Source organism: Pseudoxanthomonas sp. GM95 (assembly GCF_900109775.1).
In the GTDB taxonomy this organism is placed as follows: Bacteria; Pseudomonadota; Gammaproteobacteria; order Xanthomonadales; family Xanthomonadaceae; genus Pseudoxanthomonas_A.
Genome location: NZ_FOAX01000002.1, coordinates 289,563 through 311,099, shown reverse-complemented (window position 1 = coordinate 311,099; position 21,537 = coordinate 289,563). Strand labels below are relative to the sequence as shown.

The following is a 21,537-nucleotide window of genomic DNA, read 5'->3' as shown; positions in this document are numbered from 1 at the left end:
TCGCTCAATCACGACATGTGCTGATGTGGAAGCTGCTTGGGCAGCGATGGCGTTAACTGAAAGCCACGTCGCTGCTGAAGCAGCCCGCAAGCCAAGCAAGGCCCGCACAAGCCAAGCCCCACATCAGATCAGCAGCTCAAGTTGGGCGAGCGGATCAGCCCGCCTTGTCGCTCACCAGCTGCACGACACTGGAAAAATCCAGCCCGCCGCGACCAGCCTGCTTGTTCATCGCATAGAGATTGCGGGCCAGCTCGCCCAGCGGAATTGTCGCGCCGACGCCCATCGCCGCTTCCACCGCCAGGCCCAGATCCTTGAGCATCAGGTCGTTGCCGAAGCCGCCGCTGTAGCCGCGCGAGGCCGGCGCGTTTTCCAGCACGCCCGGCCACGGATTGCAGACTTCGGTGGCCCAGCTGCGGCCGGTGCTGACGGCCATCATCTGCGAGAGCACCTTCGGGTCCAGGCCGTGGGCCACGCCCAGGCCGATGGCCTCGCCGGTCACGGCCATGATCACGCCGAGCGCCATGTTGTTGCACAGCTTGGCGACCTGGCCCGCGCCGCTGGCGCCGACGTGGAAGATGTTCTTGCCCATCGCCTGCAGCACTGGGCGCGCGCGCTCCAGCGCGGCGTCATCGCCACCGACGATGAAGGTCAGCGTGCCGGCCTGCGCGCCGGCGGTGCCGCCGGAGACCGGCGCATCCAGCATCGCCAGGCCGCGCGCCTTGGCTGCGTCGCCGACCTTGCGCGCGCTCATCGGCGCGATCGTGCTGCAGTCGATCACCAGCGCGCCGTCCGGAATCTTCTCCAGGATGCCGCCGTCGCCCAGGTACAGGCCTTCGACATGCTTGCTCGCCGGCAGCATCGAGATGACCACTTCGGCACCGGCCAGCGTGTCGATGGCCGAGCTGGCGACGATCGCGCCGGCCGCCTTGGCCGCATCGAGCGCGGCGGGCACCAGGTCGAACACGCGTAGCAGGTGCCCGGCCTTGACCAGGTTGGCGGCCATCGGGCCGCCCATGTTGCCCAGACCGATGAAGGCGATACGGCTCATGCGTGACTCCTGTGATGCAAGGAAGAATCGAGATCGGCCAGCGGATGCGCGTCGGCGGGCCACGGTGAAACGAGGAAGGTGTCGGCCCAGCGTGCATCAGCTTGCGCCAGCGTGGCGGGGCTCCAGTGCGGCGTGCGGTCCTTGTCGATCAGCAGCGCGCGGATGCCCTCGGCGAAATCGCCATGCGCGGCGACATGCAGCGCGGCGATGCATTCCAGGCGGAAGGTGTCGGCCAGCGACAGCGCGGCGGCGCGTTGCTGCAATTCCCACGACAAGCGTGCCGAACCTGGCGCACCCGCGACGAGCGTGGCTTGCGCTGTCTGCAGCCAGGGATCGTCATCGCTCTGCGCCGCGACAATCGCCGCGACGACCTGCTCCAGCGATCCAGCTTTGACCAGCGCCTCGATGGTGTCCAGGTGCGCCTGCAGCGGACCGGGTGCAGGCTTGGTCGACAGACCGTTGAGCAGCGTGGTCAAGGCCGCGCGATCGGCCGCGGCATCACCGCTCCAGCGCTGCGCGACTAACGCATCGACCACCGCGTCATGCTGGCTGCTCTCGATGCAGACATCGGCCAAACCCGCATAGATCGCATCACCCGCATTGAGCGGCGCGCCGGTCAGCGCGAGGAACAGGCCCGCGCCCCGCGGCACGCGCGCCAACAGCCAGCTGCCGCCGACATCGGGAAACAGGCCGATGCTGATCTCGGGCATCGCCAGCTTCGAGCGCTCGGTCACCACGCGATGGCTGGCGCCGGACATCAGGCCGATGCCGCCCCCCATGACGATGCCGTGGCCCCAGCACAGCAGCGGCTTGGGATAGGTGTGGATGAAGTAGTCGAGGCGATATTCCTCCTCGAAGAACGCCGCCGCGTAAGTATTCGTGGTGATGTCGGCGCTGCCGCTCTCGCGGTACGCGCGCATGCTGCGGTACAGGCCGTGCAGGTCACCGCCGGCGCAGAAGGCCTTTTCGCCCGCACCCTGCAGCAACACGCAGGCGATGGCCGCATCATCGGCCCACAGGCGCAGTTGCGTGGCCAGCAGGCGCGTCATCTCCAGCGACAGGCCGTTGAGCGTCTTGGGCGTGTTGAGCGTGGCGATGCCGATGCGCTGGCCATCCACGCCCGCGCGCTCCTCGAACAGCACCGGCGCTTCAACCAACGGCTCGGCCATGTTCATGCGTTGCTCCACTGCGGTGCGCGCTTGTCCAGGAAGGCGTTGACGCCTTCGGCCTGATCGGCCGTATCGAACAGATCGACGAAGGCCTCGCGCTCGGCCACCAACGCACTGGCGAAGCTGCCGCTGCGCGTGGCCTGCACCAGCGTCTTGCACACGGCCACGCTGGTCGGGCTCTGCTTGCCGCATTTGTGCACCCATTCGATCGCACGCGCCTTGCCTTCACCCTTCGGCGCGACGTCTTCGACCAGGCCGATGCGCAAGGCCGTGGCCGCATCGACGCGTTCGCCGAGCAGGATCATGCGCTTGGCCCAGCCCTCCCCGACAAGCCGCGGCAGCGCCTGTGTGCCTCCCGCACACGGCAGCAGGCCCACGGCTGCTTCGGGGAGCGCCATCTGTGCATGTTCCTCGGCGATGCGCAGGTCGCAGGCCAGCGCACATTCCAATCCGCCGCCCATCGCATAGCCGTTGATCGCGGCGATGGAGACACCACGGAACGCGGCCAGCGTTTCGAACGCCTCGCCGAAGCGGCGCGCCGCCTCACGCGCATGCGCCTTGTCACCCGACGCGAACTGCTTGAGGTCCGCGCCGGCCGAGAAGAACTTCTCGCCCTCGCCGGTGATCACCAGCGCGTAGATCCCGCGATCGGCATTGAGCGCGGCGATGAGATCGCGCAGCGCCGACAGGCTGTGCACGGTCCAGGTGTTGGCCGGCGGATTGGACAGCGTGACGACGGCGACGTGGCCATCGGCTTCAACCTGCAAGCCGGTGTGCGCAGCAGTGCGCCAGCTCATCGCAGGCCCTCGTCGGTGGTCAGCAGATGCCGCGAAATGATCACGCGCATGATCTCGTTGGTGCCTTCCAGGATCTGGTGCACGCGGCAGTCGCGCAGCAGGCGCTCGACCGGATACTCGCGGATATAGCCGTAGCCGCCGTGCAGCTGCAGCGCATCGTTGCAGATCGAAAAGCCCGCATCGGTGGCGAAACGCTTGGCCATCGCGCACCACACCGTAGCATCGCTTGCGCCGGCATCAAGCTTGCGCGCGGCCGTGTGCACCATCTGGCGCGCCGCGACCAGCTCGGTCGCCATGTCGGCCAGCTTGAACTGCAGCGCCTGGAACTCGCCCAGCTTCTTGCCGAACTGGGTGCGCTCGCCCATGTAACGACGCGCCGCATCCAGCGCACCCTGCGCCGCCCCCAGCGAACACGCGGCGATGTTGATGCGGCCGCCATCCAGCGCTTTCATCGCCAGCTTGAAGCCATCGCCCTCGCTGCCCAGCAGGTTGGCGGCGGGAATACGCACGCCTTCGAAGGTGATGCCGCGCGTGGGCTGGCTGTTCCAGCCCATCTTTTCTTCCTTGCGGCCGTAGGTGATGCCCTTGGCATCGGCCGGCACCACGAACGCACTGATGCCGCGTGCGCCGATGTCGCCGGTGCGCGCCATCACCACCAATACATCGGTCGCGCCTGCGCCGGAAATGAAGGCTTTCGAACCATCCAGCACGTACTCGTCACCATCGCGCACCGCGCGGGTCTTGAGCGAGGCCGCGTCCGAGCCTGCACCCGGTTCGGTCAGGCAATACGAGCCCAGCTTTTCGCCTGCGGCCAGCGCCGGGCACCACGCATCGCGCACGGCGGGCGTGGCGTTGCTGGCAATCAGCCAGGTGACCATGTTGTGGATGGTGATGAAGGCCGCCGTGGACGGATCGACGCTGGCCAGTTCCTCGAACACCACCGCCGCATCCAGCCGCGTCATGCCCAGGCCACCGGCGTCCTCCGGCGTGTACAACCCGCAGAAGCCCAGCTCGCCAGCCTTGGCGATGGTCTCGCGCGGGAAGATGCCTTCCGCATCCCACTTGGCCGCGTAGGGCGCCAGCTCCTTGTCGGCAAAATCGCGCGCCGCATCGCGGAACGCGAGCTGTTCCTCGTTGAGGTCGGCGGCATCCATCGGGAGTTTCATCACTGCATTCATGGCACTGCTCTCTGGCGAAGGCTGGACTGGCTTGCTTGAAGACTTACTTGAGGCTGATCGTGGTGTTGACGCCGTGGCTCAGCGTGTCGTCGTCGAACCAGCGCGCGGTGACCGTCTTGGTCTGCGTGTAGAACATCACCACCTGCTTGCCGTACGGCCCCAGGTCGCCAAGCTTGGACGCGCGCGAGCCGGTGAAGGAAAACAGCGGCACCGGCACCGGGATCGGCACGTTGATGCCCACCTGGCCCACGTCGATGTCTTCCTGGAACTTGCGCGCGGCCGCACCGGACTGGGTGAACACCGCCGTGCCGTTGCCGTTGGGATTGGCGTTGACGAAGGCGATCGCGTCTTCCAGCGTGTCGACCTCGACGATCACCAAGACCGGCCCGAAGATCTCTTCGTCATAGATGCGCATGCCCGGCTTCACGCCGGAGAAGATGGTCGGGCCGACGAAGTTGCCCTGCGCGTGGCCGTCCACCTGCGGCTTGCGGCCATCGAGTTCCAGCGTGGCGCCTTCGCTGATGCCCGATTCGATCAGGCTCTCGACACGCGTGCAGGCGCCGGTAGAGATCAACGGGCCGACATCGACGCCCTTCGCATTGCCCGGGCCCACTTTCAGCGTCTTGGCCTTGGCGACGATGTCCGGAATCCACTCACGCGCCGCACCGACGACCACCATCGTCGAAGCCGCCATGCAGCGCTGTCCGGCCGCGCCGAATGCCGCGCCGGCCATCGCGTTGAGCGTTTGCTCCTTGTTGGCATCAGGCAGCACGACGGCGTGGTTCTTCGCGCCCATCATGCATTGCACGCGCTTGCCGGCCAGCGAGGCCCGGTTATAGACGTGCGTGCCGACCTTGGTGGAACCCACGAAGGACACCGCTTTGATGTCCGGGTGGTCGCAGATGGCGTTGACCACTTCTTCGCCGCCATGGACCACGTTGAGCACGCCCTTGGGAATGCCCGCTTCCAGCGCGAGCTCGACCAGGCGCATGGTCACCATCGGGTCCTGCTCGGACGGCTTGAGGATGAAGGTATTGCCGGTGGCGATCGCCATCGGGAACATCCACAGCGGGATCATCGCCGGGAAGTTGAACGGGGTGATGCCGGCGCACACGCCCAGCGGCTGCAGCACGCTGTAGGTGTCCACGCCGGTGGCGACGTTGTTGGCCAATTCGCCCAGCTGCAGGTTGCCGATGGCCGCGGCGTGCTCGACCACTTCCAGGCCGCGGAACACATCGCCTTCGGCGTCGGGCAGGGTCTTGCCCTGCTCGGCGGTGAGGATCGCGGCCAGCTCGCTCATGTGCTCGCGGATCAGCTGCTGGTACTTGAGGAAGATGCGCGCGCGGGTGCCGATCGGCGTCTTGCGCCAGGTCTTGAAGGCCTCCTTGGCCGCCGCGACGGCCTGGTCCACCTCGCCCACGGTGGCGAACGGCACCTGCGCCAGCACGTCCTGGGTAGCCGGGTTGATGACGTCCTTCCAGGTGGTCGTGGAGGATTCGACGAAGGCGCCGTCGATCAGCAGGGACACGCGGGGCAGTTCGGCATTCATGGGAGCGGCGGCCTGGGAGCGAAAGAGATTCACATTGTTTGCAAGCTCCACGCCGTCTTCAGCCGATTTTTTGCTTAATCTGGCGAATCTCGCCCCACCATTCTGCGAAGATTGTGAAGATGAGCCGCCCCCACCGCCAGCTTGGCCTGCGTCTGCAGCGCCTGCGCCAGCAGCACAGCCTGACCCAGGCCGAGCTGGCACAGCGCCTGGAGCTCTCGCCCAGCTACCTGAACCAGATCGAGCGCAACAAGCGCCCGCTCACCCCGGCCGTGCAGCAGCGCCTGCGCGCCGCCTTGGGCGATACCGCCGAGCTGTTCGATACCGACGACCCGGCCGCGCTGGTCGATCCGCTGCACGACACCCTGCGCGCGCTCGGCCAGCCCGGCATCAGCGCGGCCGAGCTGCGCGCCCTGGCCGGCAACCTGCCGCAGGTGGCGCACGCCCTGCTGGACCTGCATCGCGAGCACCGCTCCCTGCGCGAACGCGCCGCCGCGCTGGAGCTGCAGCTGGGCAGCGGGCCCGCCCCCAACGCGCCGGCCCTGCTGCCGCCGGGCGACCAGGTGCGCGATTACTTCAATCGCCTGCGCAACCACATCCCCGAGCTGGACGACCTGGCCGAGGCGCTGTTCGCTGAACTCGGCCTCGTCCCCGGCCACACCGCGCCGCGCCTGCGCCAGCTGCTGGCCGATCGCCACGGCGTGCTGGTCGAGGTCCACGGCGCCGCCGGCTACGACAAGCGCGCCTACGATCCCATCGCGCGCGTGCTGCACCTGCCCGATTACCTGCGCCCCGGCCAGCAGGCCTTCCAGATGGCCGCACAGCTGGTACTGCTGGAACACGCGGACCTGGTCGCCGCGCTGATCGCCCGCGCCGGCTTCGACGATCCCGCACGCATCGCGCTGGCGCGCATCGGCCTGGCCAACTATTTTGCCGGCGCGCTGGTGATGCCCTACGGCGAATTCCTGCGCAGCGCCGAGGACAGCCGCTACGACATCGAATGGCTGGCCCAGCGCTTCGGCGTCGGCTTCGAAGCCGTGTGCCATCGCCTGTCCACGCTGCAGCGCGAGGGCGCCGCCGGACTGCCGCTGTTCTTCATGCGCGTGGATCGCGCCGGCAACGTGTCCAAGCGCCACTCCTCGACCGATTTCCACTTCTCGCAGGTCGGCGGCTCATGCCCGCTGTGGATCGTGTACGAAGCCTTCAACCAGCCCGGCCGCGTGCTGACCCAGGTCGCGCGCCTGCCCGATGGCCGCCGGCATTTCTGGCTCGCCCGCCAGGTCAGCAGCGGACCGGTCGGCCACGGCCAGCCGCGCAAGACCTTCGCCGTGACGCTCGGCTGCGACCTGCGCCATGCCGAGCGCCTGGTTTACGCCCGCGGCATCGACCTGCGCGCCGACAGCGCCGTCCCGATCGGGCCAGGCTGCAGAACGTGTGAGTGGAGCGACTGCCTGCAGCGCGCGTTTCCGGCGCTGCCGCAGTTGGGGGCGGTGGTGCGGTAAGCGCCACCCGTGCGCTATGGTTAGCCTGTCCATGGAAGGATCCAGAACGATGCTAAGCAAGACATGGTTCGCACTGCACCTGTTAGCGTGGAGCGTTCTCGGCGCCCTTCTATCTTGTGATGCACATGCAGGTGTGACCATCCATTTCGACGGCCACCTGAGACAAGGCATCGAGATCGACGATATCGCCAGCGCCGCCTGCAGATCCGCAGAGGGCTTGTCCTGGCGATGCGTTCTGATTTCGGGCGCATCGGATCCGAAGCTCGATCAGATAACGATCGACATGCTTTGCGAACTTGAAGGGAATCAAAGCCGTTCTTCGGCGCTTGGCGTTGTCATTTATCCGAACGAAATGTCAGAGCCACTTTATCTGGTGGTTGGCGAGGCGAGAGCCTTCAAAAATTTTGTCAAAACGCAATTCGCTGGCGCGAATGCTCACATCGGTGTGATTCATATCCTAGATGCCATCAAACCCTTTACCGATCAGTTGGATGTCGTGGACGAGGGCAGGTACTGGACTACCCGCGACCGGAAGCTCCTTGAAGAAGATCTGGCATCGGTGGCATCACAGATGCAGATGATCAAGCTGCAGCACCCGAATGCAAAGGGACCAATCAAGCGCCCGGATGGACGCATCCTTGATCTCGCTTCAGACTGACCAGGTAACTCGCGCGTGGTCGCCAAGACGAAGGCACGTCAGACAATGAAGCCGACTAACTGGCGAAACAGGAAGCAGAATGAAGCTCGTCTGGGTGATGGAAGCCAGTTTTGGAGAGGTGACATGAAGCAAGCGACGCTGCTCGTCCTGCTGTCGATCTCCAGCACAACGCTCGCATGTGAACCCGGCGAAGCATCGGTGTTCTCATGTCCTTCCAACACCGGTCCGGTTGAAGTGTGTCAGGCGGCCACGTCCGTCGTGTTTCGGTCCGGCGACAAGGCGGTATCGGTGCCGACTGACAAGCTGCTCTGGCAGCACGACGATCGTGCGGGCGAAGCGGTCGATGACCTGCACTTTCCCGAAGCGGGCGAGGTGTTCCATGTGTCGGTCACGCGTGATCGCGGCGCGGCAGGACCCAAGGCCGAGGTGGCGCTCACCAAGGCGCAGAAGATCGTGGCCAAGCTGACCTGCGAAGCGGGCAAGACCACCTTTGACCGCAGTTTATTGAAGGCCACACCGAAGCCGCACGACTGAAGCGCAATGCGCTTCACGCGGCCGCAAATTTCGCGCGTGCTGACGCAACGCGATCGCGATCGACCTCCTCGCGCCGCCTGTCCGGCGCAATCGCCAACACGCTTTCGACGCCGCCTTCGATCCAGCCGGGGCCGAACACGCGCGGCCCTGATCCCCTTCTTCGAACGACCTTCGTCGCCTGCCTGACGCGGCCGCACGCCGTTTGACCGACACCGACGCGCGCAGGGAACTTCCTGTCGCCACTGTCAGAAATGGAACACATATCACTCGACTGTGCCGGAACCGTCATGCCAATCTCGGGCTTCGATTTGTATCGATTTAAATCTTCCAGCCCGGCAAGCAGAAGCCGACATTGCTCGCGCCAAGAGGCGCTGCAATGCGGCGCTGCGCGCACGCCAGAACCGGATTTCTAAAACGCTTCAGATCGCATCGCGATCGGTACACGCGTTGAGGCGGCTGGAGCAGGGACGCAACGCGCGGCGCCGGCAACCGTTGGGACGTGATGGCGCCGCCTTCCTTTTCGCTCCAAGGGGAATCCGCCATGAAGACCCGTCCTTTCCTGCGTCGCAAGGCGCTCGCCCGCAGCCTGATCGTGGCCCTGGGCCTGGGCAGTGCGACCGCTGCGATGGCCCAGTCCACCACCGGCTCGGTCTATGGCCAGGTCGCACCCGGCACCGGCACGCAGGTGGTGCTGGATAACGGCAGCGGCGTGCATCGCGTGGTGCCGGTCAATGCCGATGGGCGTTACGTGGCCTCGCAGCTGCCCATCGGCACCTATGGCGTCACGCTGCAGAAGGACGGCCAGACGGTCGAGAGCCGCGAGAACATCGCGCTGCAGATCGGCGGCGCCGCCAACGTCTCCTTCGCCGCACCGGCGCCGGCTTCGGACGCCGGTGTGCAGGAACTCGGCGCGGTCAGCGTCAAGGCCAGCGCGGTGCCGCCAATCGACGTGACCCAGGTCGACTCACGCACGGTGATCACGGCCGAACAGTTGCAGAAGCTGCCGCTGGGCCGCAGCGCCGAGGACATCGCCAAGCTGGCCCCAGGCGTGGTGCAGAACAGTGCCAACTTCACCAGCGCCACCGGCCAGTCGCTGGTGAGCTTTGGCGGCTCGGCCGCCAGCGAGAACGCGTACTACATCAACGGGTTCAACACGACCGATCCGCTCAACGGCGCCGGCGGCCTCACCCTGCCCTACGGCGCCATCGACCAGCAGGAGGTCTATACCGGCGGCTACAGCGCGATGTACGGGCGCTCGGACGGCGGCGTGATCAACCAGCTGGGCAAGCGCGGCACCAACGACTGGCATTTCGGCGCGCAGGTGCTGTGGGAGCCGAAGTTCGCCCGCGCCAGCGAGCGCGACGTGTATTACGCCAACGGCACGCCGGACAACCCGGTGGCCGGCGGGCTCTACGATCCCAAGAGCAAGAACGATGTCGACAGCACCACCGTCAGCGCGTATGCGGGCGGCCCGATCATCAAGGACAAGCTGTTCTTCTTCGTCGCCGGCGAGTTCGAGCGCGAGAACGGCAATTCGGTGAGCAACGTGGAAGACAGTTCGACGCCTGCCACCACGTACCGCTACGACAACCCGCGCCTGTACGCCAAGCTCGACTGGAACATCAACGACAACAACATCCTGGAGTTCACCGGCGCCAGCGACAAGCGCAAGGGCTCGGGCAGCATCTACGACTACGACTTCAACGCGCGCCTGCGCGGCGACAAGCTGCGCGACCGCGACACCACCGAGACCGGCGGCGACCTGTGGGTGGGCAAGTACACCGGCTATCTCACCGATGCGCTGACCCTGAGCGCGACCTACGGCGAACTGAAGACCAAGAACTACGACGTCCCCGGCTCCTACGACCCCAGCCTCACCTACGTCAGCGGCGCCATCAACCAGAACCCGGCCATCACCGGTGGCACGCCGATCACCAACACGCAGGTGTCCTCGCTGGCCGATGCCGGCCGCGGCAACAAGACCACCAACACCCGCATCGACCTTAACTACCACCTGGGCGACCACAGCATCAGCGTCGGCATCGATAACCAGGTCGCCAATGCCTACAACCAGGGCAGCATCAATACCGGGCCGGGCTACAGCTGGGGCTATGGCCACACCGATACGCCCAACACGCCGATCGTCAGCGGCCTGGGCGTGCCGGCACCGGCCGGCTATCCCGGCGGTGAGGACGGCTATTACGTGCAGCAGAACGTGGCCTACAACGCGGTGTCGGTGCGCTCTTCGCAGCGCGCGCAGTACATCGAGGACAAGTGGCAGATCCGCGACAACCTGCTGCTGTCGCTGGGCCTGCGCAACGATCAGTTCACCGATTACAACCCGGCCGGCGAGGCCTTCATCAAGCAGACCAAGCCGCAGTGGGCGCCCCGCCTGGGCTTCGCCTGGGACGTGCATGGCGATTCCAGCTTCAAGATCTACGGCAACGCCGGGCGCTATTACCTGGGCCTGCCGCTCAATCCGGCCACCGGCGCGGCCTCGGGCTATATCGCCACGCAGACCTATTACACCTACACCGGCATCAATCCCGATGGCACGCCCAACGGCCTGACCCAGATCTCCGATGCGGTCTCGGCCAACAACTCTTTCGGCCAGCAGCCCGATCCGCAGACGGTCACGGCCAAGGGCATCAAGGCCGAATACCAGGACGAGTTCATCCTGGGCTTCGAAAAGCAGCTCAACGCGCAGTGGCAGTACGGCGCCAAGGTCACCCACCGCATCCTGCGCAACGCCATCGACGACTTCTGCGACGTGGACCTGGTCACCGCCAAGGCCGAAGCCGAAGGGCACGAGGTGGGCTCGACCAACAGCTGTTACCTGATCAATCCGGGCCGGGCCAACACCTTCACCCTGGTCGATACCGACGGCAACCACTTCACCACCTCGCTGAGCAACGATGAGCTGGGCTTCCCGCAGCTCAAGCGCAAGTACTACGCGATGGATGCGTTCCTGGAACATCCGTTCGATGGCACCTGGTATGCGCGCCTGGATTACACGTTCTCGCGCAGCTACGGCAATACCGAAGGCCAGCTGCGCTCGGATCTGTTGCAGAGCGGTGCATCGGCGTCGGAAGACTGGGACAACGCGGTGATCATGGAGCACACCAACGGCCCGCAGAACAACGACCACACGCATCAGTTCAAGGCGATGGGCTATTACCAGTTCACGCCGGAATGGCTGGTCTCGGCGACGCTGTCGATCCAGTCGGGCAACCCGAAGATCTGCCTGGGGTCGTACGGCGCCGATTACAGCGATCCGGTCGGCTACGGCAACGCCTATCACTACTGCGATGGCGAGCCTTCGCCGCCGGGCAGCCACGGCCGCCTGCCCTGGCAGCACCAGTTGGACCTGGGCGTGACCTACCGGCCGAACTTTGCGCAAGGGCGGCTGGGCTTCAGCGCCAACATCTTCAACGTGCTCAACGAGCAGCACGCGACCTTCGAGAATCCCAACTCGGTCACCGGCGGCACCACGCCCAACCCGCTCTACGGCACCGCGATCATCCGCGAAGCGCCACGCTACATGCGCTTCAGCGTCAGCTACGACTTCTGATGCAAAAAGGCCTGGCGCGTCGTTCGACGCGTCAGGCCTGGATGGGACGCCTGCCGCCCCGCGCGGTCGCGGGGAGGCAGGAATGAGCGCACTTACTTCGCGTCGTCGTCCTGATCGACCGACGCCGGCTCGGCCGCCGGCATCACCGTCAACGTGATCTTGGATGGGTACTGCGCACCGTGGTGGACGACGTTGCGGGCGATGACGCCGTGATCTTCATCGACGTTGTTGCCACCGGTGTTGAGGTTGCGGTCGAAGCGCGGGAAGTTGCTGCTGGACACGTCCACGCGCAGCTTGTGGCCGGGCTTGAAGTAGTACGCGGTGTCGATCGGCTGGAAAGTCACCGGCACCACCTTGCCCTTCTCCATCCACGCCAGCGGCTTGTCGTAGCCGTTGCGGTAGCGCATGCGCTGGATGTTCTCGGTGATGTTCATCGCACGGCCGTCCGGGGACACGTCGATGAGCTTGAAGGTGAAGTCGGTGTCCTTGGCATCGGAGGACACGTACAGCGTCACCGTCACCGGGCCGCTGACTTCCACGCCCTGTTCGAACGGCTTGGTGTCGTAGACCAGGATGTCGTTGCGGGTTTCCTGCTGGCGCTGGTCGAACGAGCCGAACTTGGTGGCCCCCTGGCAGCAGCCACCGCCACCCAGCGTAGGCACCGGATTGCTCGGGTCGTAGGTGAACTTGTCGGATTGTTCGGTCGTGGGCAGCGTTTCGGTCAGCGCGCCGTTGCCGTACAGCGTGTTGGCCTGGCCGTCGCTGCCGAAGTACAGCTCCTGCGTCTTGACGCCGGCCGGCGGCCAGGTCTGCGCGTTCTTCCAGCGGTTGGCGCCCATCACGTAGTACATGACCTTGGGCTGCTTGGCGACCACCGGGCTGTCCTCGCCCTTGAGGTACTGGTCGAACCAGCCGTAGACCAGATCATCGTAGTTGAAGCGCGCGTCGCCCATGTCCATGTCGCCGACCATGGTGTGCTCGCTGGCGCGCTTGTAGGCGCAGTGCAGCACCGGCGCGATCACCGCGTACTGCTGGTCGGCGATCGACTTGTCGGCGGTCTTGCGTACCTGGTTGTAGGCGGCCAGGTTGGGCGAGACCGATACGTCGAACCAGCTCATGAACCACAAGCCGGGCTTGTTGATCTTCATGTCCTCGTGCCACAGGCCGCCCTTGTACCAGGCCGGGCTGTTGGGCGTGCGCGCGACCATGTTGCCGCCGGTCGCCACCGGCATCGCCGTGTCGTAGATGCCCGGCGGGCCGCCAACGGCCTTGATGATGTCCTTGCTGGGCAGGTGCCAGAACGCCTTGTCCCAGTCGACCTTGGGCATCTGCGGATCCAGGTCGAAAAAGCGCGAGGCGTTGATCAGTTCTTCCTGCGTGGTGCCGGCCGGGAACTGCGGGCGCACTTGATTCTGGATCCCGTAGTCGTAGATCCACGAGACGAAGAGCATCTGCATCGCGCCACCGCGATACCAGTTGCCCTGCTCGTAATACGGACCGACCTTGCCCACGCCGGCGCCGAAGCCCTGCACGTTGAAGGTGGCCAGCGCCGGCTCGTCCTGCGCGACCACGGCCATCTGCCATTCGGCGGTGGACGAACAACCGGTGGTGCCGACCTTGCCGTTGGACCACGGCTGCGAGGACATCCACTTCAGCTCATCGGTGGCATCGCTGAGCGGCATGCCGAGGATGTCGTAGTTGCCCTGCGAGAAGTAGTGGCCGCGCTCCTGCATCTGCACCAGCGCGTAGCCACGCTTGACCGCCTCAAGCTGGTTGCTCATGTCGCGCGGCGCGCCCAGCTTCACATCCCAGTAGTTGAAGTTGTACGGCGTGCGCGAAAAGATCACAGGATGCTTGCCGGTGCCCTTGGGGCGATAGATGTCGGCGGCCATCAGCTTGCCGTCGCGCATCTTGACCATCACCTTGCGGTCGATCACGGCGATCTTTTCCAGCTCCGCTTCCAGCGCGTTGCGCTTGGCGATCAGTTCGGCGTTCGGATCGGGTTTCTGCTGGGCCAGCGCGGGCGCGGCGGCCAGCAGGGTCAGGCCGCACGCCATGAGCGCGGTGGCCAGGGGCGTGGTGCGCCGTGGGAGTCGCATCGGGTTTCTCGCGAGGGGAAACCCTGGAGTTTCGGCCAGATGCGGGCGAGCGGGAAGATGACGGATGGCACGGGACGCAAGGGCGGCCGGCCAGCGGGCGGCGCGTCATCCTGGCGCCGGCACGCTGGGCTAAGCTGCGCGCACGCTTCCTGCCGCTGCTCCAGATGACGCTCTCCTTCCCGCGCCTGTTCCTCAGCCTGGTCCTGTCGCTGTCCGCGTTGCCCGCCTTCGCGGAAATCCCGGTCTACGGGGTCAAGGCGGTCAACACCTATCCGCACGACACCGCCGCCTTCACCGAGGGCTTGCTGTTCCTGGACGGACATCTGTACGAGAGCACCGGCGAACAGGGCGCCTCGTGGGTGCGCAAGGTCGAGCTGACCACCGGCAAGGTGCTGCAGCAGGCTGATTTGCCGCCGCAGTATTTCGGCGAAGGCATCGTGGTGCACGAAGGCAAGCTGATGCAGCTGACCTGGCGCAACGGCGTCGGCGCGGTGCGCGACCTCAACAGTTTCGAGATCGTCGCTAGCTTCCGCTATCCGGGCGAAGGCTGGGCGCTGACCCGCGACGACACCCGCGTCTACATGAGCGACGGCACGCCGACCATCCGCATCCTCGACCCGGCCACGATGACCCAGACCGGCAGCATCGCCGTCACCGCCGACGGCAAGCCGCTGCAGCGGATCAACGAGCTGGAGTGGATCAAGGGCGAGCTGTGGGCCAACGTCTGGATGACCGACCGCATCGCGCGGATCGACCCGAAAACCGGCCACGTCGTGGGCTGGGTCGACCTGAAGGGCCTGTTCGACTACCGCAAGCTACCCGACCCCACCGACGACGTCCCCAACGGCATCGCCTACGACGCCCAGCACGACCGCATCTTCGTCACCGGCAAGCGTTGGCCGAAGCTGTTCGAGATCAAGCTGACCAAGGCGCGTTGAGCGCAACCTTTTCCAACAAAAGGAATTGTTGAATGGATCGCATGTATCAGGTCGCCGACGATTTCGAAGCGAGCATCCGCATCCTCACGGAGGCCGAAGGCGGCAGGAAAACCTCGCCGTTCAATGGCATTCGCTGGGACTTTGCTTACGCAGATGATCCGGCGTCCAGGCAGCTCTACATGATCTGGCCAGACTTCCACGGCCCGTCTGGTGACAGCTTCCCCAAAGACATGCCTCTCCCGCTTTCTACCGAGCTGTTTGCGCGTATGACCGTCCTGGTGGACGAGATGCGCGAGGAGGTTCATCGGGCGCGCATCAAACCGGGTGTCACGTTTTATTGCCATGAAGGCTCCAAGCGTGTGGCGATTGGCCGCGTCACGCGCATCACAGGACTTTTCTTGGATCGCCCAGCGCGACCGAAACACTAGAACCGGGGTCAGAGCGCGATGTCGTTTTCTTGAGCTTGCACACTGACCCCGGCTTTGCCCTTCGCTGTTGCCCTCCGCCGTTGCTTTTCGCTCCTGATCTTGCGAGCCGTAAAGCGCGCCGAGCACCGCAGGCTGAAATGGCCGAAGAGGCGCGGGTGTCTGAGCGAAGCGAGTTCCCGCGCCGTGCCATTTCAGGCGAGGAGCACAGGGCACCGCCGCAACGCGGCGGCGAGCGTCCGGCGAAGACGGTTTTGCTTCCTTTTGCCAAGACAAAAGGAAGTCGCGCCTTCAGGCGCGAAAGCTCTGCACTCCCCATCGAGACAAATAAGGTATTCATTCGATTGCCGTTGCCTCACCTGATGTAGCAAGGCACTGGATCCCCGCGTTCGCGGGGATGACGAAATCAGGTGTATGAGCTGTCCGCAAGACCGCGACGCAGACCGCCAAGTACCGCGCAAATCCGACGCGATCTCACCAGAAACCGCTTCCATCGCAGCACTTCAATGTTTTCAACGGAAACCGCCAACGACAGCGTTCCGTTGAGTGGGAATGCGCGTAAAACAGCGATTGTCCGCAGCGCGTCAACTCTGGTCTGATCGCGTCCCCCGGCAGGCCATGGGCCTGACTTGTGCGCGTCGCGTTGCGACGCCGATCGCGCCACGGGCCTCTTTCCTCTCTCATGCTTTTTTTGAATCCATGACCGCAGATTCCAACAACGCCGCCCCGCCCGCCGCCGACCATCGCCAGGCCGCGCTCGACTATCACCGCTGGCCGCAGCCGGGCAAGCTGGAAGTGGCGCCGACCAAGTCGGTCAGCACCCAGGCCGACCTGGCGCTGGCCTATTCGCCGGGCGTGGGCTACGCCTGCGAAGCGATCGTCGCCGATCCGGCGCAGGCGCACTTCATGACCGGCCGCGGCAACCTGGTGGGCGTGGTCACCAACGGCACCGCCGTGCTGGGCCTGGGCAACATCGGCCCGCTGGCCGGTAAGCCGGTGATGGAAGGCAAGAGCATCCTGTTCAAGCGCTTCGCCGGCGTGGATGCGTTCGACATCGAGCTGGACGCCAACGATCCGGACAAGCTGATCGAGATCGTCGCGGCGATGGAGCCGACCTTCGGCGGCATCAACCTGGAAGACATCAAGGCGCCGGAGTGCTTCGCGATCGAACGCACGCTGGCCGGCCGCATGAACATCCCGGTCTTCCACGACGACCAGCACGGCACCGCGATCGTGGTTGGCGCGGCCGTGACCAACGCGCTGTCGCTGGTCGGCAAGCGCATCGAGGACATCCGCCTGGTGGTGTGCGGCATGGGCGCGGCGGGTGTGGCCTGTGTGGACATGCTGGTCTCGCTGGGCCTGCAGCGCGCCAACATCCTGGCGGTGGACCGCAGCGGCGTGATCCACAGCGGCCGCAGCAACCTGGATGCGAGCAAGGCGGCGTATGCGCGCGATACCGACGCACGCACGCTGGCCGATGCGATGGTCGGCGCGGACCTGTTCCTGGGCCTGTCCGGCCCGGGCACGCTGACCACCGAGATGCTGACCACCATGGCGGCTGATCCGATCGTGCTGGCACTGGCCAACCCGTATCCGGAAATCCTCCCGGCCGAAGCCAAGGCCGTGCGCAGCGATGTGATCGTCGGCACCGGGCGCTCGGACTTCCCGAACCAGATCAACAACGTGCTGTGCTTCCCCTACCTGTTCCGCGGCGCACTGGATTGCGGCGCGTCGCAGATCGACACCGGCATGAAGGTCGCCTGCGTGCAGGCGCTGGCCCAGCTGGCGCTGACCCAGACCGATGCCGAGGGCAACGCGCTGTTCGGCCGCGAGCGCCTGATCCCGCACCCGCTGGACGCGCGCCTGCTGGTGGAATTGCCGGCGGCCGTCGCCCAGGCCGCGGCCGCCAGCGGCGTGGCCACGCGCCCGATTGCCGACATCGACGGCTATCGCGTCCGCCTGGCGCAGCTGGCGCAGGACCTGAAAGCCCGCTGGGACGGGGTTTCGGCCGGCTGAGGCCCGCCCGCGCGGACTGGCGGCCCGAAAAGCCACCCGTACGGGCTCCTCAACAGCGACAAGCCCCTGAAAGCCCGCTCCGGCGGGCTTTCAGCGATCTGCGCTGAGGGCAAGGCGGGGCGTCGTCTCCGGCGTGTAAAATTGCCGTCTTTTGCGCGCGCAGCTGGCGTGCCCCTTCATGGCGAAAGCGCAACAACGCGGACCTGTGCCCGGCCCGGCCTTCGTGCGACTGCTCGCGCGGCTGGGCGAGGTGACCGTGCCTGCACCGCCGCCCGCACTGCCCGATCGCCTGGCCCAATGGGTGGACTGGAACCGCGCCGTGGCGCTGTCGCGGGCGCTGGATGGCACTCCGCCTGCGCCAGATGCGGGGCCCGCGTTCGACGAGGCCGAAGCCGAAGCCTGCGCGACCCAGCGCACCACGCTGGCCAATGCGATCCGCGAAGACCGCGACCTCACCGCCGCGATCCAGCGGCGCGTGGACAAGGCCGTCAGCGAGGGCACCTCGCTGCACACCGCGGTCGAGTTCTCTGTGTTCCGCCAGCGCTACCTGGCCCACCAGCGCGCGATGCTCACCGCCACCGGCCACCTGCGCGGCCGCCTGCGCGACATGCTGGGCCAAGGCCCGGCGGCGCTGGCGCGGCTGGCCGAAGTGGACGCGGTGATGGAGCTGACCCTGAGCCCGCGCGAACAGACCGTGCTGGCGACCGCGCCCGGCCTGCTGGAGCAGCACTTCCTGCGCCTGCGTCCGGCCGATGCCGACACGCCTGCGCCGGCCGAACCCCATCCCGACGCCGCGCAGATCCCTGCCTGGCTGGAGACCTTCCACACGGACATGCAGCGTGCGCTGCTGGCCGAGCTGGAGCTCCGCTTCCAACCGATCGATGCGCTGCTCGCAGCGCTCCGCAGCCAATAAGTCATTCAAGTCCCCATGCCCAGAATCGTCCTGAACTTCGTCGTCTTCCTGTTGGGCCTGCTCGCCGTGTGCTGGGTGGGCGCCGGCTATGTCGGCAACAACCCACTGGGCGTGGCCGTGTCGCTGGTGATCGCCGCCTGCTATGTCGCTGGCGCGTTCGAGCTGTATCGCTATCGGCAGGCCACGCGCTCGCTGGAACTGGCGCTCAGTGAAGACCCGACGGGTAGCAACGGCCTGCCCGCGTGGCTGGAACGGCTGGCGCCCAACCTGCGCCAGCCGGTGCGCCTGCGCATCGAAGGCGCACGTGTCGCCCTGCCCGCGCCGACGCTGACCCCGTATCTGGCCGGCCTGCTGGTGCTGCTGGGCATGCTCGGCACGCTGCTGGGCATGATGGCCACCCTGCGCGGCACCGGTCTGGCGCTGGAAAGCGCGACCGACCTGCAGGCCATGCGCGGCTCGCTGGCCGCGCCGGTCAAGGGCCTGGGCTTTGCATTCGGCACCTCGATCGCCGGCGTGGCGACCTCGGCGATGCTGGGCCTGCTGTCGGCGCTGTGCCGCCGTGAGCGCCTGGAAGCGGTGCAGCAGCTCGATGCCGCCATCGCCACCACGCTGCATCCGCATTCGCGCGCGCACCGGCAGGAAGAAGCCTTCCGCCTGCAGCAGGCGCAGACCGCGCTGATGCCGCAGCTGATCGATCAGCTCGGCGCACTGATGCGCACCATCGAGACGCACAGCAGCACCACGCACACGCAGCTGATCGACCGCCACGAAGCGCTGCACGCCAAGACCGAAGCGGCGCACGTGCAGCTGAGCGAGGTGCTGTCCAAGGCGCTGGCCGCCAGCGTCGCCGATAGCGCGCAGGCGGTGAACGCCGCGCTGCAGCCGGTGGTCGCGCGCACGCTCGATGGCCTGGCCCAGGAAACCAAGGCCATGCAGGCCGGCGTGCACGGCGCCGTGCAGCAGCAGCTTGATGCGCTGACCAGCGGCTTTGCCGGTGCGACCACGGCCGCCGCCGCCAGCTGGACCGCGGCCCTCGATGCGCAGCGCCAGGCACAGGCCGCGCAGACCGATGCACTGCACCAGACACTCGCCACTGCCGCGCAAGCGCTGGCCACGCAGGCCACGCAGACCGTCGACAGCATCGGAGCACGCCTGGACGGCACCGCGCAGCAGCTCGGCGACACCTGGACCCAGGCATTGGCCCAACAGCGCGACCTGCACGCTACCCAGGCCGAACACCACGCCCAGGCGCTGGCCGAGGCCGGCCGTGCGTTCGAAGCGCAGGCGGCCGCGCTGGTCCGCACCACCACCGAGGCACAGACCGCGCTGCAGCAGGCGTTGACCGCCCAGGCCGCACGCGGCGGCGAACAGCTCGACGCCGCCACGGCCGCGTTCGCGCGCCACACGGCCGAAGCCGCCAGCGCCTTCGACACGCAGGCCGGCACCTTGTTGCGCACCGCGACCGACGCGCAGGCGCAGCTGCAGGATGCCCTGGCCGCGCAGGCCGAGCGTGGCACCGCGCAGCTTGAAGCGGCCACCGCGGCGTTCGCCCGCAGCACCGCAGAGGCGGCCAGCGCGTTCGATGCGCAGGCCAGCACGCTGCTGCGCACCGCCGCCGACACCCAGGCGCAGTTGCAGGACGCGCTGGCCATGCAGGCCGAGCGCGGCACCGCGCAGCTGCACGAAGCCACCGCGGCGTTCGAGCGCCACACCAGCGCCGTGGCCGAAGGCCTCACCCAGTCGCACGCCACGCTGCAAGACACGCTGGCCGCGCAGGACCAGCAGCGCCTGGCCGCATGGTCGGACGCGCTCGGCTCCACCCATCAGGCGCTACGCGCCGAATGGCAGCAGGCCGGCGCCGACACCGCCCAGCGCCAGCAGGCCATCTGCGACACGCTGGCGCAGACCGCCGAGGCGATCACCGGCCAGGCGCAGACCCACGCCCGCGAAACCATCGCCGAGATCACCCGCCTGGTCGATGCCGCGGCCGAAGCCCCGCGCGCCGCGGCCGAGGTCATCGCCGAACTGCGCCAGAAGCTGTCCGATTCGATGGTGCGCGACACCGAGATGCTGGCCGAGCGCAACCAGCTGATGGGCACGCTGGACACCCTGCTGGACGCGGTCAACCACGCGTCCACCGAACAACGTGGCGCGATCGATGCGCTGGTGGCGACGTCGTCCGACCTGCTCGAACGCGTCGGCACCCGCTTCACCGATCACATCGAAGGCGAGACCGGCAAGCTGGGCGAGGTCGCCGCGCAGGTCAGCGCCAGCGCGACCGAAGTGGCCAGCCTGGGCGATGCCTTCGGCGCGGCCGTGGCCCAGTTCGGCCAGTCCAACGCCGAGTTGGCCGAGCGCCTGCACGGCATCGAACAGGCGCTGGACAAGTCGCTGGCGCGCAGCGACGAACAGCTTGCGTACTACGTCGCACAGGCGCGCGAAGTGATCGACCTGAGCCTGCTCTCGCAGCGCCAGATCATCGAGGACCTGCGCCAGCTCGGTGACACCAAGGCCACCGCAGCATGAGCGGCGAGGTCGAACTCGACGAAGGCGACGGCACGCCGGTCTGGGCCGCCTTCGGCGACCTGATGTCGGTGCTGCTGGGCGCGTTCGTGCTGATCCTGGTCGGCGTGATCGCGGTGCAGCTGCAGCTCTCCAGCAAGCTGGATGAAGAAGCCCGCCGCCGCGAGGCCCTGGAACAGGCCTTGGCCGGCCCCTTGGCCGCCGGACGCGTGACCGTGGTCGATGGCCGCATCGGCATCCGCGGCAACGTACTGTTCGCGCTCAACTCCGACCAGCTGCAGCCGGAAGGCCGCGAGGTGCTGCACAGCCTGGCCGCGCCGCTACGCGGCTACCTGCATGCGCGCGATGAAGTACTGATGGTCAGCGGCTTCACCGACGATCGCCCGGTGCATGGCGACAACCTGCACTACGCCGACAACTGGGAACTCTCCGCGCAGCGTGCGCTGACCGTGACGCGCACATTGATCGCCGAAGGCGTGCCGGCGTCTTCGGTCTTCGCCGCCGCGTTCGGCGCCGAGCAGCCGGTCGCGTCGAACGACGATGCCGACGGCCGCGCCCGCAATCGCCGCGTGGAAATCGCGCCGATGCCGCGTCCGTCCAAGCAGGCCGCCACGCCCTGA

General features: G+C 66.7%; 16 protein-coding genes and 1 pseudogene. 10 read left to right on the top strand and 7 right to left on the bottom strand.

The window, feature by feature from the left end:
• Window positions 1-154: 154 nt before the first annotated feature.
• The 5 genes from mmsB to BMZ17_RS09550 are packed head-to-tail and all read right to left on the bottom strand — an operon-like array spanning window position 155 to window position 5,741.
• Window positions 155-1,048 carry a 3-hydroxyisobutyrate dehydrogenase gene (gene mmsB, locus BMZ17_RS09570; protein WP_093138369.1) on the bottom strand — a complete coding sequence of 298 codons (894 nt, stop codon included), beginning with the start codon at window positions 1,046-1,048 and terminating at the stop codon, window positions 155-157.
• On the bottom strand, window positions 1,045-2,223 hold the full coding sequence (locus BMZ17_RS09565; RefSeq protein WP_093138368.1) for an enoyl-CoA hydratase/isomerase family protein: 1,179 nt from the start codon (window positions 2,221-2,223) through the stop codon (window positions 1,045-1,047). The genes mmsB and BMZ17_RS09565 overlap by 4 nt, the downstream gene beginning before the upstream one ends.
• On the bottom strand, window positions 2,220-3,014 hold the full coding sequence (locus tag BMZ17_RS09560) for an enoyl-CoA hydratase (protein ID WP_093138367.1): 795 nt from the start codon (window positions 3,012-3,014) through the stop codon (window positions 2,220-2,222). Before BMZ17_RS09560 ends, BMZ17_RS09565 begins: the two co-directional genes overlap by 4 nt.
• Window positions 3,011-4,192 carry an acyl-CoA dehydrogenase family protein gene (locus tag BMZ17_RS09555; protein ID WP_093138366.1) on the bottom strand — a complete coding sequence of 394 codons (1,182 nt, stop codon included), beginning with the start codon at window positions 4,190-4,192 and terminating at the stop codon, window positions 3,011-3,013. Before BMZ17_RS09555 ends, BMZ17_RS09560 begins: the two co-directional genes overlap by 4 nt.
• Before the next feature lie 43 nt (window positions 4,193-4,235).
• Window positions 4,236-5,741: a CoA-acylating methylmalonate-semialdehyde dehydrogenase gene (locus BMZ17_RS09550; RefSeq protein ID WP_093138365.1), complete on the bottom strand. Its 1,506-nt coding sequence runs from the start codon at window positions 5,739-5,741 to the stop codon at window positions 4,236-4,238.
• 119 nt (window positions 5,742-5,860) lie between these two features.
• Between BMZ17_RS09550 and BMZ17_RS09545 the strand changes: the two genes are divergently transcribed.
• From BMZ17_RS09545 to BMZ17_RS09535, 3 genes are all read left to right on the top strand, one after another.
• Entirely contained in the window at window positions 5,861-7,240 is a 1,380-nt protein-coding gene (locus BMZ17_RS09545) for a helix-turn-helix domain-containing protein (protein ID WP_093138364.1), read from the top strand.
• Window positions 7,241-7,289: 49 nt separating this feature from the next.
• Window positions 7,290-7,898 (top strand): hypothetical protein, encoded by a 609-nt coding sequence (locus BMZ17_RS09540; RefSeq protein ID WP_139202879.1) that lies wholly within the window; start codon window positions 7,290-7,292, stop codon window positions 7,896-7,898.
• 123 nt (window positions 7,899-8,021) lie between these two features.
• Window positions 8,022-8,432: a hypothetical protein gene (locus tag BMZ17_RS09535; protein ID WP_093138362.1), complete on the top strand. Its 411-nt coding sequence runs from the start codon at window positions 8,022-8,024 to the stop codon at window positions 8,430-8,432.
• Between the two features lie 13 nt (window positions 8,433-8,445).
• Here the strand turns inward: BMZ17_RS09535 and BMZ17_RS20935 are convergent, their stop codons facing one another.
• On the bottom strand, window positions 8,446-8,826 hold the full coding sequence (locus BMZ17_RS20935) for a hypothetical protein (RefSeq protein ID WP_139202878.1): 381 nt from the start codon (window positions 8,824-8,826) through the stop codon (window positions 8,446-8,448).
• Window positions 8,827-8,973: 147 nt separating this feature from the next.
• Between BMZ17_RS20935 and BMZ17_RS09530 the strand changes: the two genes are divergently transcribed.
• On the top strand, window positions 8,974-12,003 hold the full coding sequence (locus tag BMZ17_RS09530; RefSeq protein WP_093138361.1) for a TonB-dependent receptor: 3,030 nt from the start codon (window positions 8,974-8,976) through the stop codon (window positions 12,001-12,003).
• 92 nt (window positions 12,004-12,095) lie between these two features.
• Here the strand turns inward: BMZ17_RS09530 and BMZ17_RS09525 are convergent, their stop codons facing one another.
• The gene (locus BMZ17_RS09525) at window positions 12,096-14,102 is read right to left on the bottom strand and encodes a CocE/NonD family hydrolase (RefSeq protein ID WP_093138360.1); all 2,007 of its coding nucleotides are present in this window, start codon (window positions 14,100-14,102) and stop codon (window positions 12,096-12,098) included.
• 164 nt (window positions 14,103-14,266) lie between these two features.
• Here BMZ17_RS09525 and BMZ17_RS09520 point away from each other — a divergent pair, with 164 nt between their 5' ends.
• The 6 genes and pseudogenes from BMZ17_RS09520 to BMZ17_RS09490 all read left to right on the top strand — a co-directional run bounded on the left by BMZ17_RS09520 (window position 14,267) and on the right by BMZ17_RS09490 (window position 21,537).
• A complete protein-coding gene (locus BMZ17_RS09520) occupies window positions 14,267-15,040 on the top strand; it encodes a glutaminyl-peptide cyclotransferase (protein WP_093138359.1) in 774 nt (257 codons plus the stop codon).
• Window positions 15,041-15,072: 32 nt separating this feature from the next.
• On the top strand, window positions 15,073-15,468 hold the full coding sequence (locus BMZ17_RS09515; RefSeq protein WP_093138358.1) for a hypothetical protein: 396 nt from the start codon (window positions 15,073-15,075) through the stop codon (window positions 15,466-15,468).
• A 696-nt stretch (window positions 15,469-16,164) separates the two neighbouring features.
• Window positions 16,165-17,433: pseudogene (locus tag BMZ17_RS09505) on the top strand (malic enzyme-like NAD(P)-binding protein); the annotation flags it as partial.
• A 226-nt stretch (window positions 17,434-17,659) separates the two neighbouring features.
• A complete protein-coding gene (locus BMZ17_RS09500) occupies window positions 17,660-18,394 on the top strand; it encodes a DUF3348 domain-containing protein (RefSeq protein ID WP_093138356.1) in 735 nt (244 codons plus the stop codon).
• 15 nt (window positions 18,395-18,409) lie between these two features.
• On the top strand, window positions 18,410-20,920 hold the full coding sequence (locus tag BMZ17_RS09495) for a DUF802 domain-containing protein (protein WP_093138355.1): 2,511 nt from the start codon (window positions 18,410-18,412) through the stop codon (window positions 20,918-20,920).
• Window positions 20,917-21,537 (top strand): OmpA family protein, encoded by a 621-nt coding sequence (locus tag BMZ17_RS09490; RefSeq protein WP_093138354.1) that lies wholly within the window; start codon window positions 20,917-20,919, stop codon window positions 21,535-21,537. The genes BMZ17_RS09495 and BMZ17_RS09490 overlap by 4 nt, the downstream gene beginning before the upstream one ends.

Bases quoted from the DNA above. Each gene is read 5' to 3' on its own strand.
- mmsB (WP_093138369.1), bottom strand. From the start codon at position 1,048: ATGAGCCGTATCGCCTTCATCGGTCTGGGCAACATGGGCGGCCCGATG.
- BMZ17_RS09565 (WP_093138368.1), bottom strand. From the start codon at position 2,223: ATGAACATGGCCGAGCCGTTGGTTGAAGCGCCGGTGCTGTTCGAGGAG.
- BMZ17_RS09560 (WP_093138367.1), bottom strand. From the start codon at position 3,014: ATGAGCTGGCGCACTGCTGCGCACACCGGCTTGCAGGTTGAAGCCGAT.
- BMZ17_RS09555 (WP_093138366.1), bottom strand. From the start codon at position 4,192: ATGAATGCAGTGATGAAACTCCCGATGGATGCCGCCGACCTCAACGAG.
- BMZ17_RS09550 (WP_093138365.1), bottom strand. From the start codon at position 5,741: ATGAATGCCGAACTGCCCCGCGTGTCCCTGCTGATCGACGGCGCCTTC.
- BMZ17_RS09545 (WP_093138364.1), top strand. From the start codon at position 5,861: ATGAGCCGCCCCCACCGCCAGCTTGGCCTGCGTCTGCAGCGCCTGCGC.
- BMZ17_RS09540 (WP_139202879.1), top strand. From the start codon at position 7,290: ATGCTAAGCAAGACATGGTTCGCACTGCACCTGTTAGCGTGGAGCGTT.
- BMZ17_RS09535 (WP_093138362.1), top strand. From the start codon at position 8,022: ATGAAGCAAGCGACGCTGCTCGTCCTGCTGTCGATCTCCAGCACAACG.
- BMZ17_RS09530 (WP_093138361.1), top strand. From the start codon at position 8,974: ATGAAGACCCGTCCTTTCCTGCGTCGCAAGGCGCTCGCCCGCAGCCTG.
- BMZ17_RS09525 (WP_093138360.1), bottom strand. From the start codon at position 14,102: ATGCGACTCCCACGGCGCACCACGCCCCTGGCCACCGCGCTCATGGCG.
- BMZ17_RS09520 (WP_093138359.1), top strand. From the start codon at position 14,267: ATGACGCTCTCCTTCCCGCGCCTGTTCCTCAGCCTGGTCCTGTCGCTG.
- BMZ17_RS09515 (WP_093138358.1), top strand. From the start codon at position 15,073: ATGGATCGCATGTATCAGGTCGCCGACGATTTCGAAGCGAGCATCCGC.
- BMZ17_RS09500 (WP_093138356.1), top strand. From the start codon at position 17,660: ATGGCGAAAGCGCAACAACGCGGACCTGTGCCCGGCCCGGCCTTCGTG.
- BMZ17_RS09495 (WP_093138355.1), top strand. From the start codon at position 18,410: ATGCCCAGAATCGTCCTGAACTTCGTCGTCTTCCTGTTGGGCCTGCTC.
- BMZ17_RS09490 (WP_093138354.1), top strand. From the start codon at position 20,917: ATGAGCGGCGAGGTCGAACTCGACGAAGGCGACGGCACGCCGGTCTGG.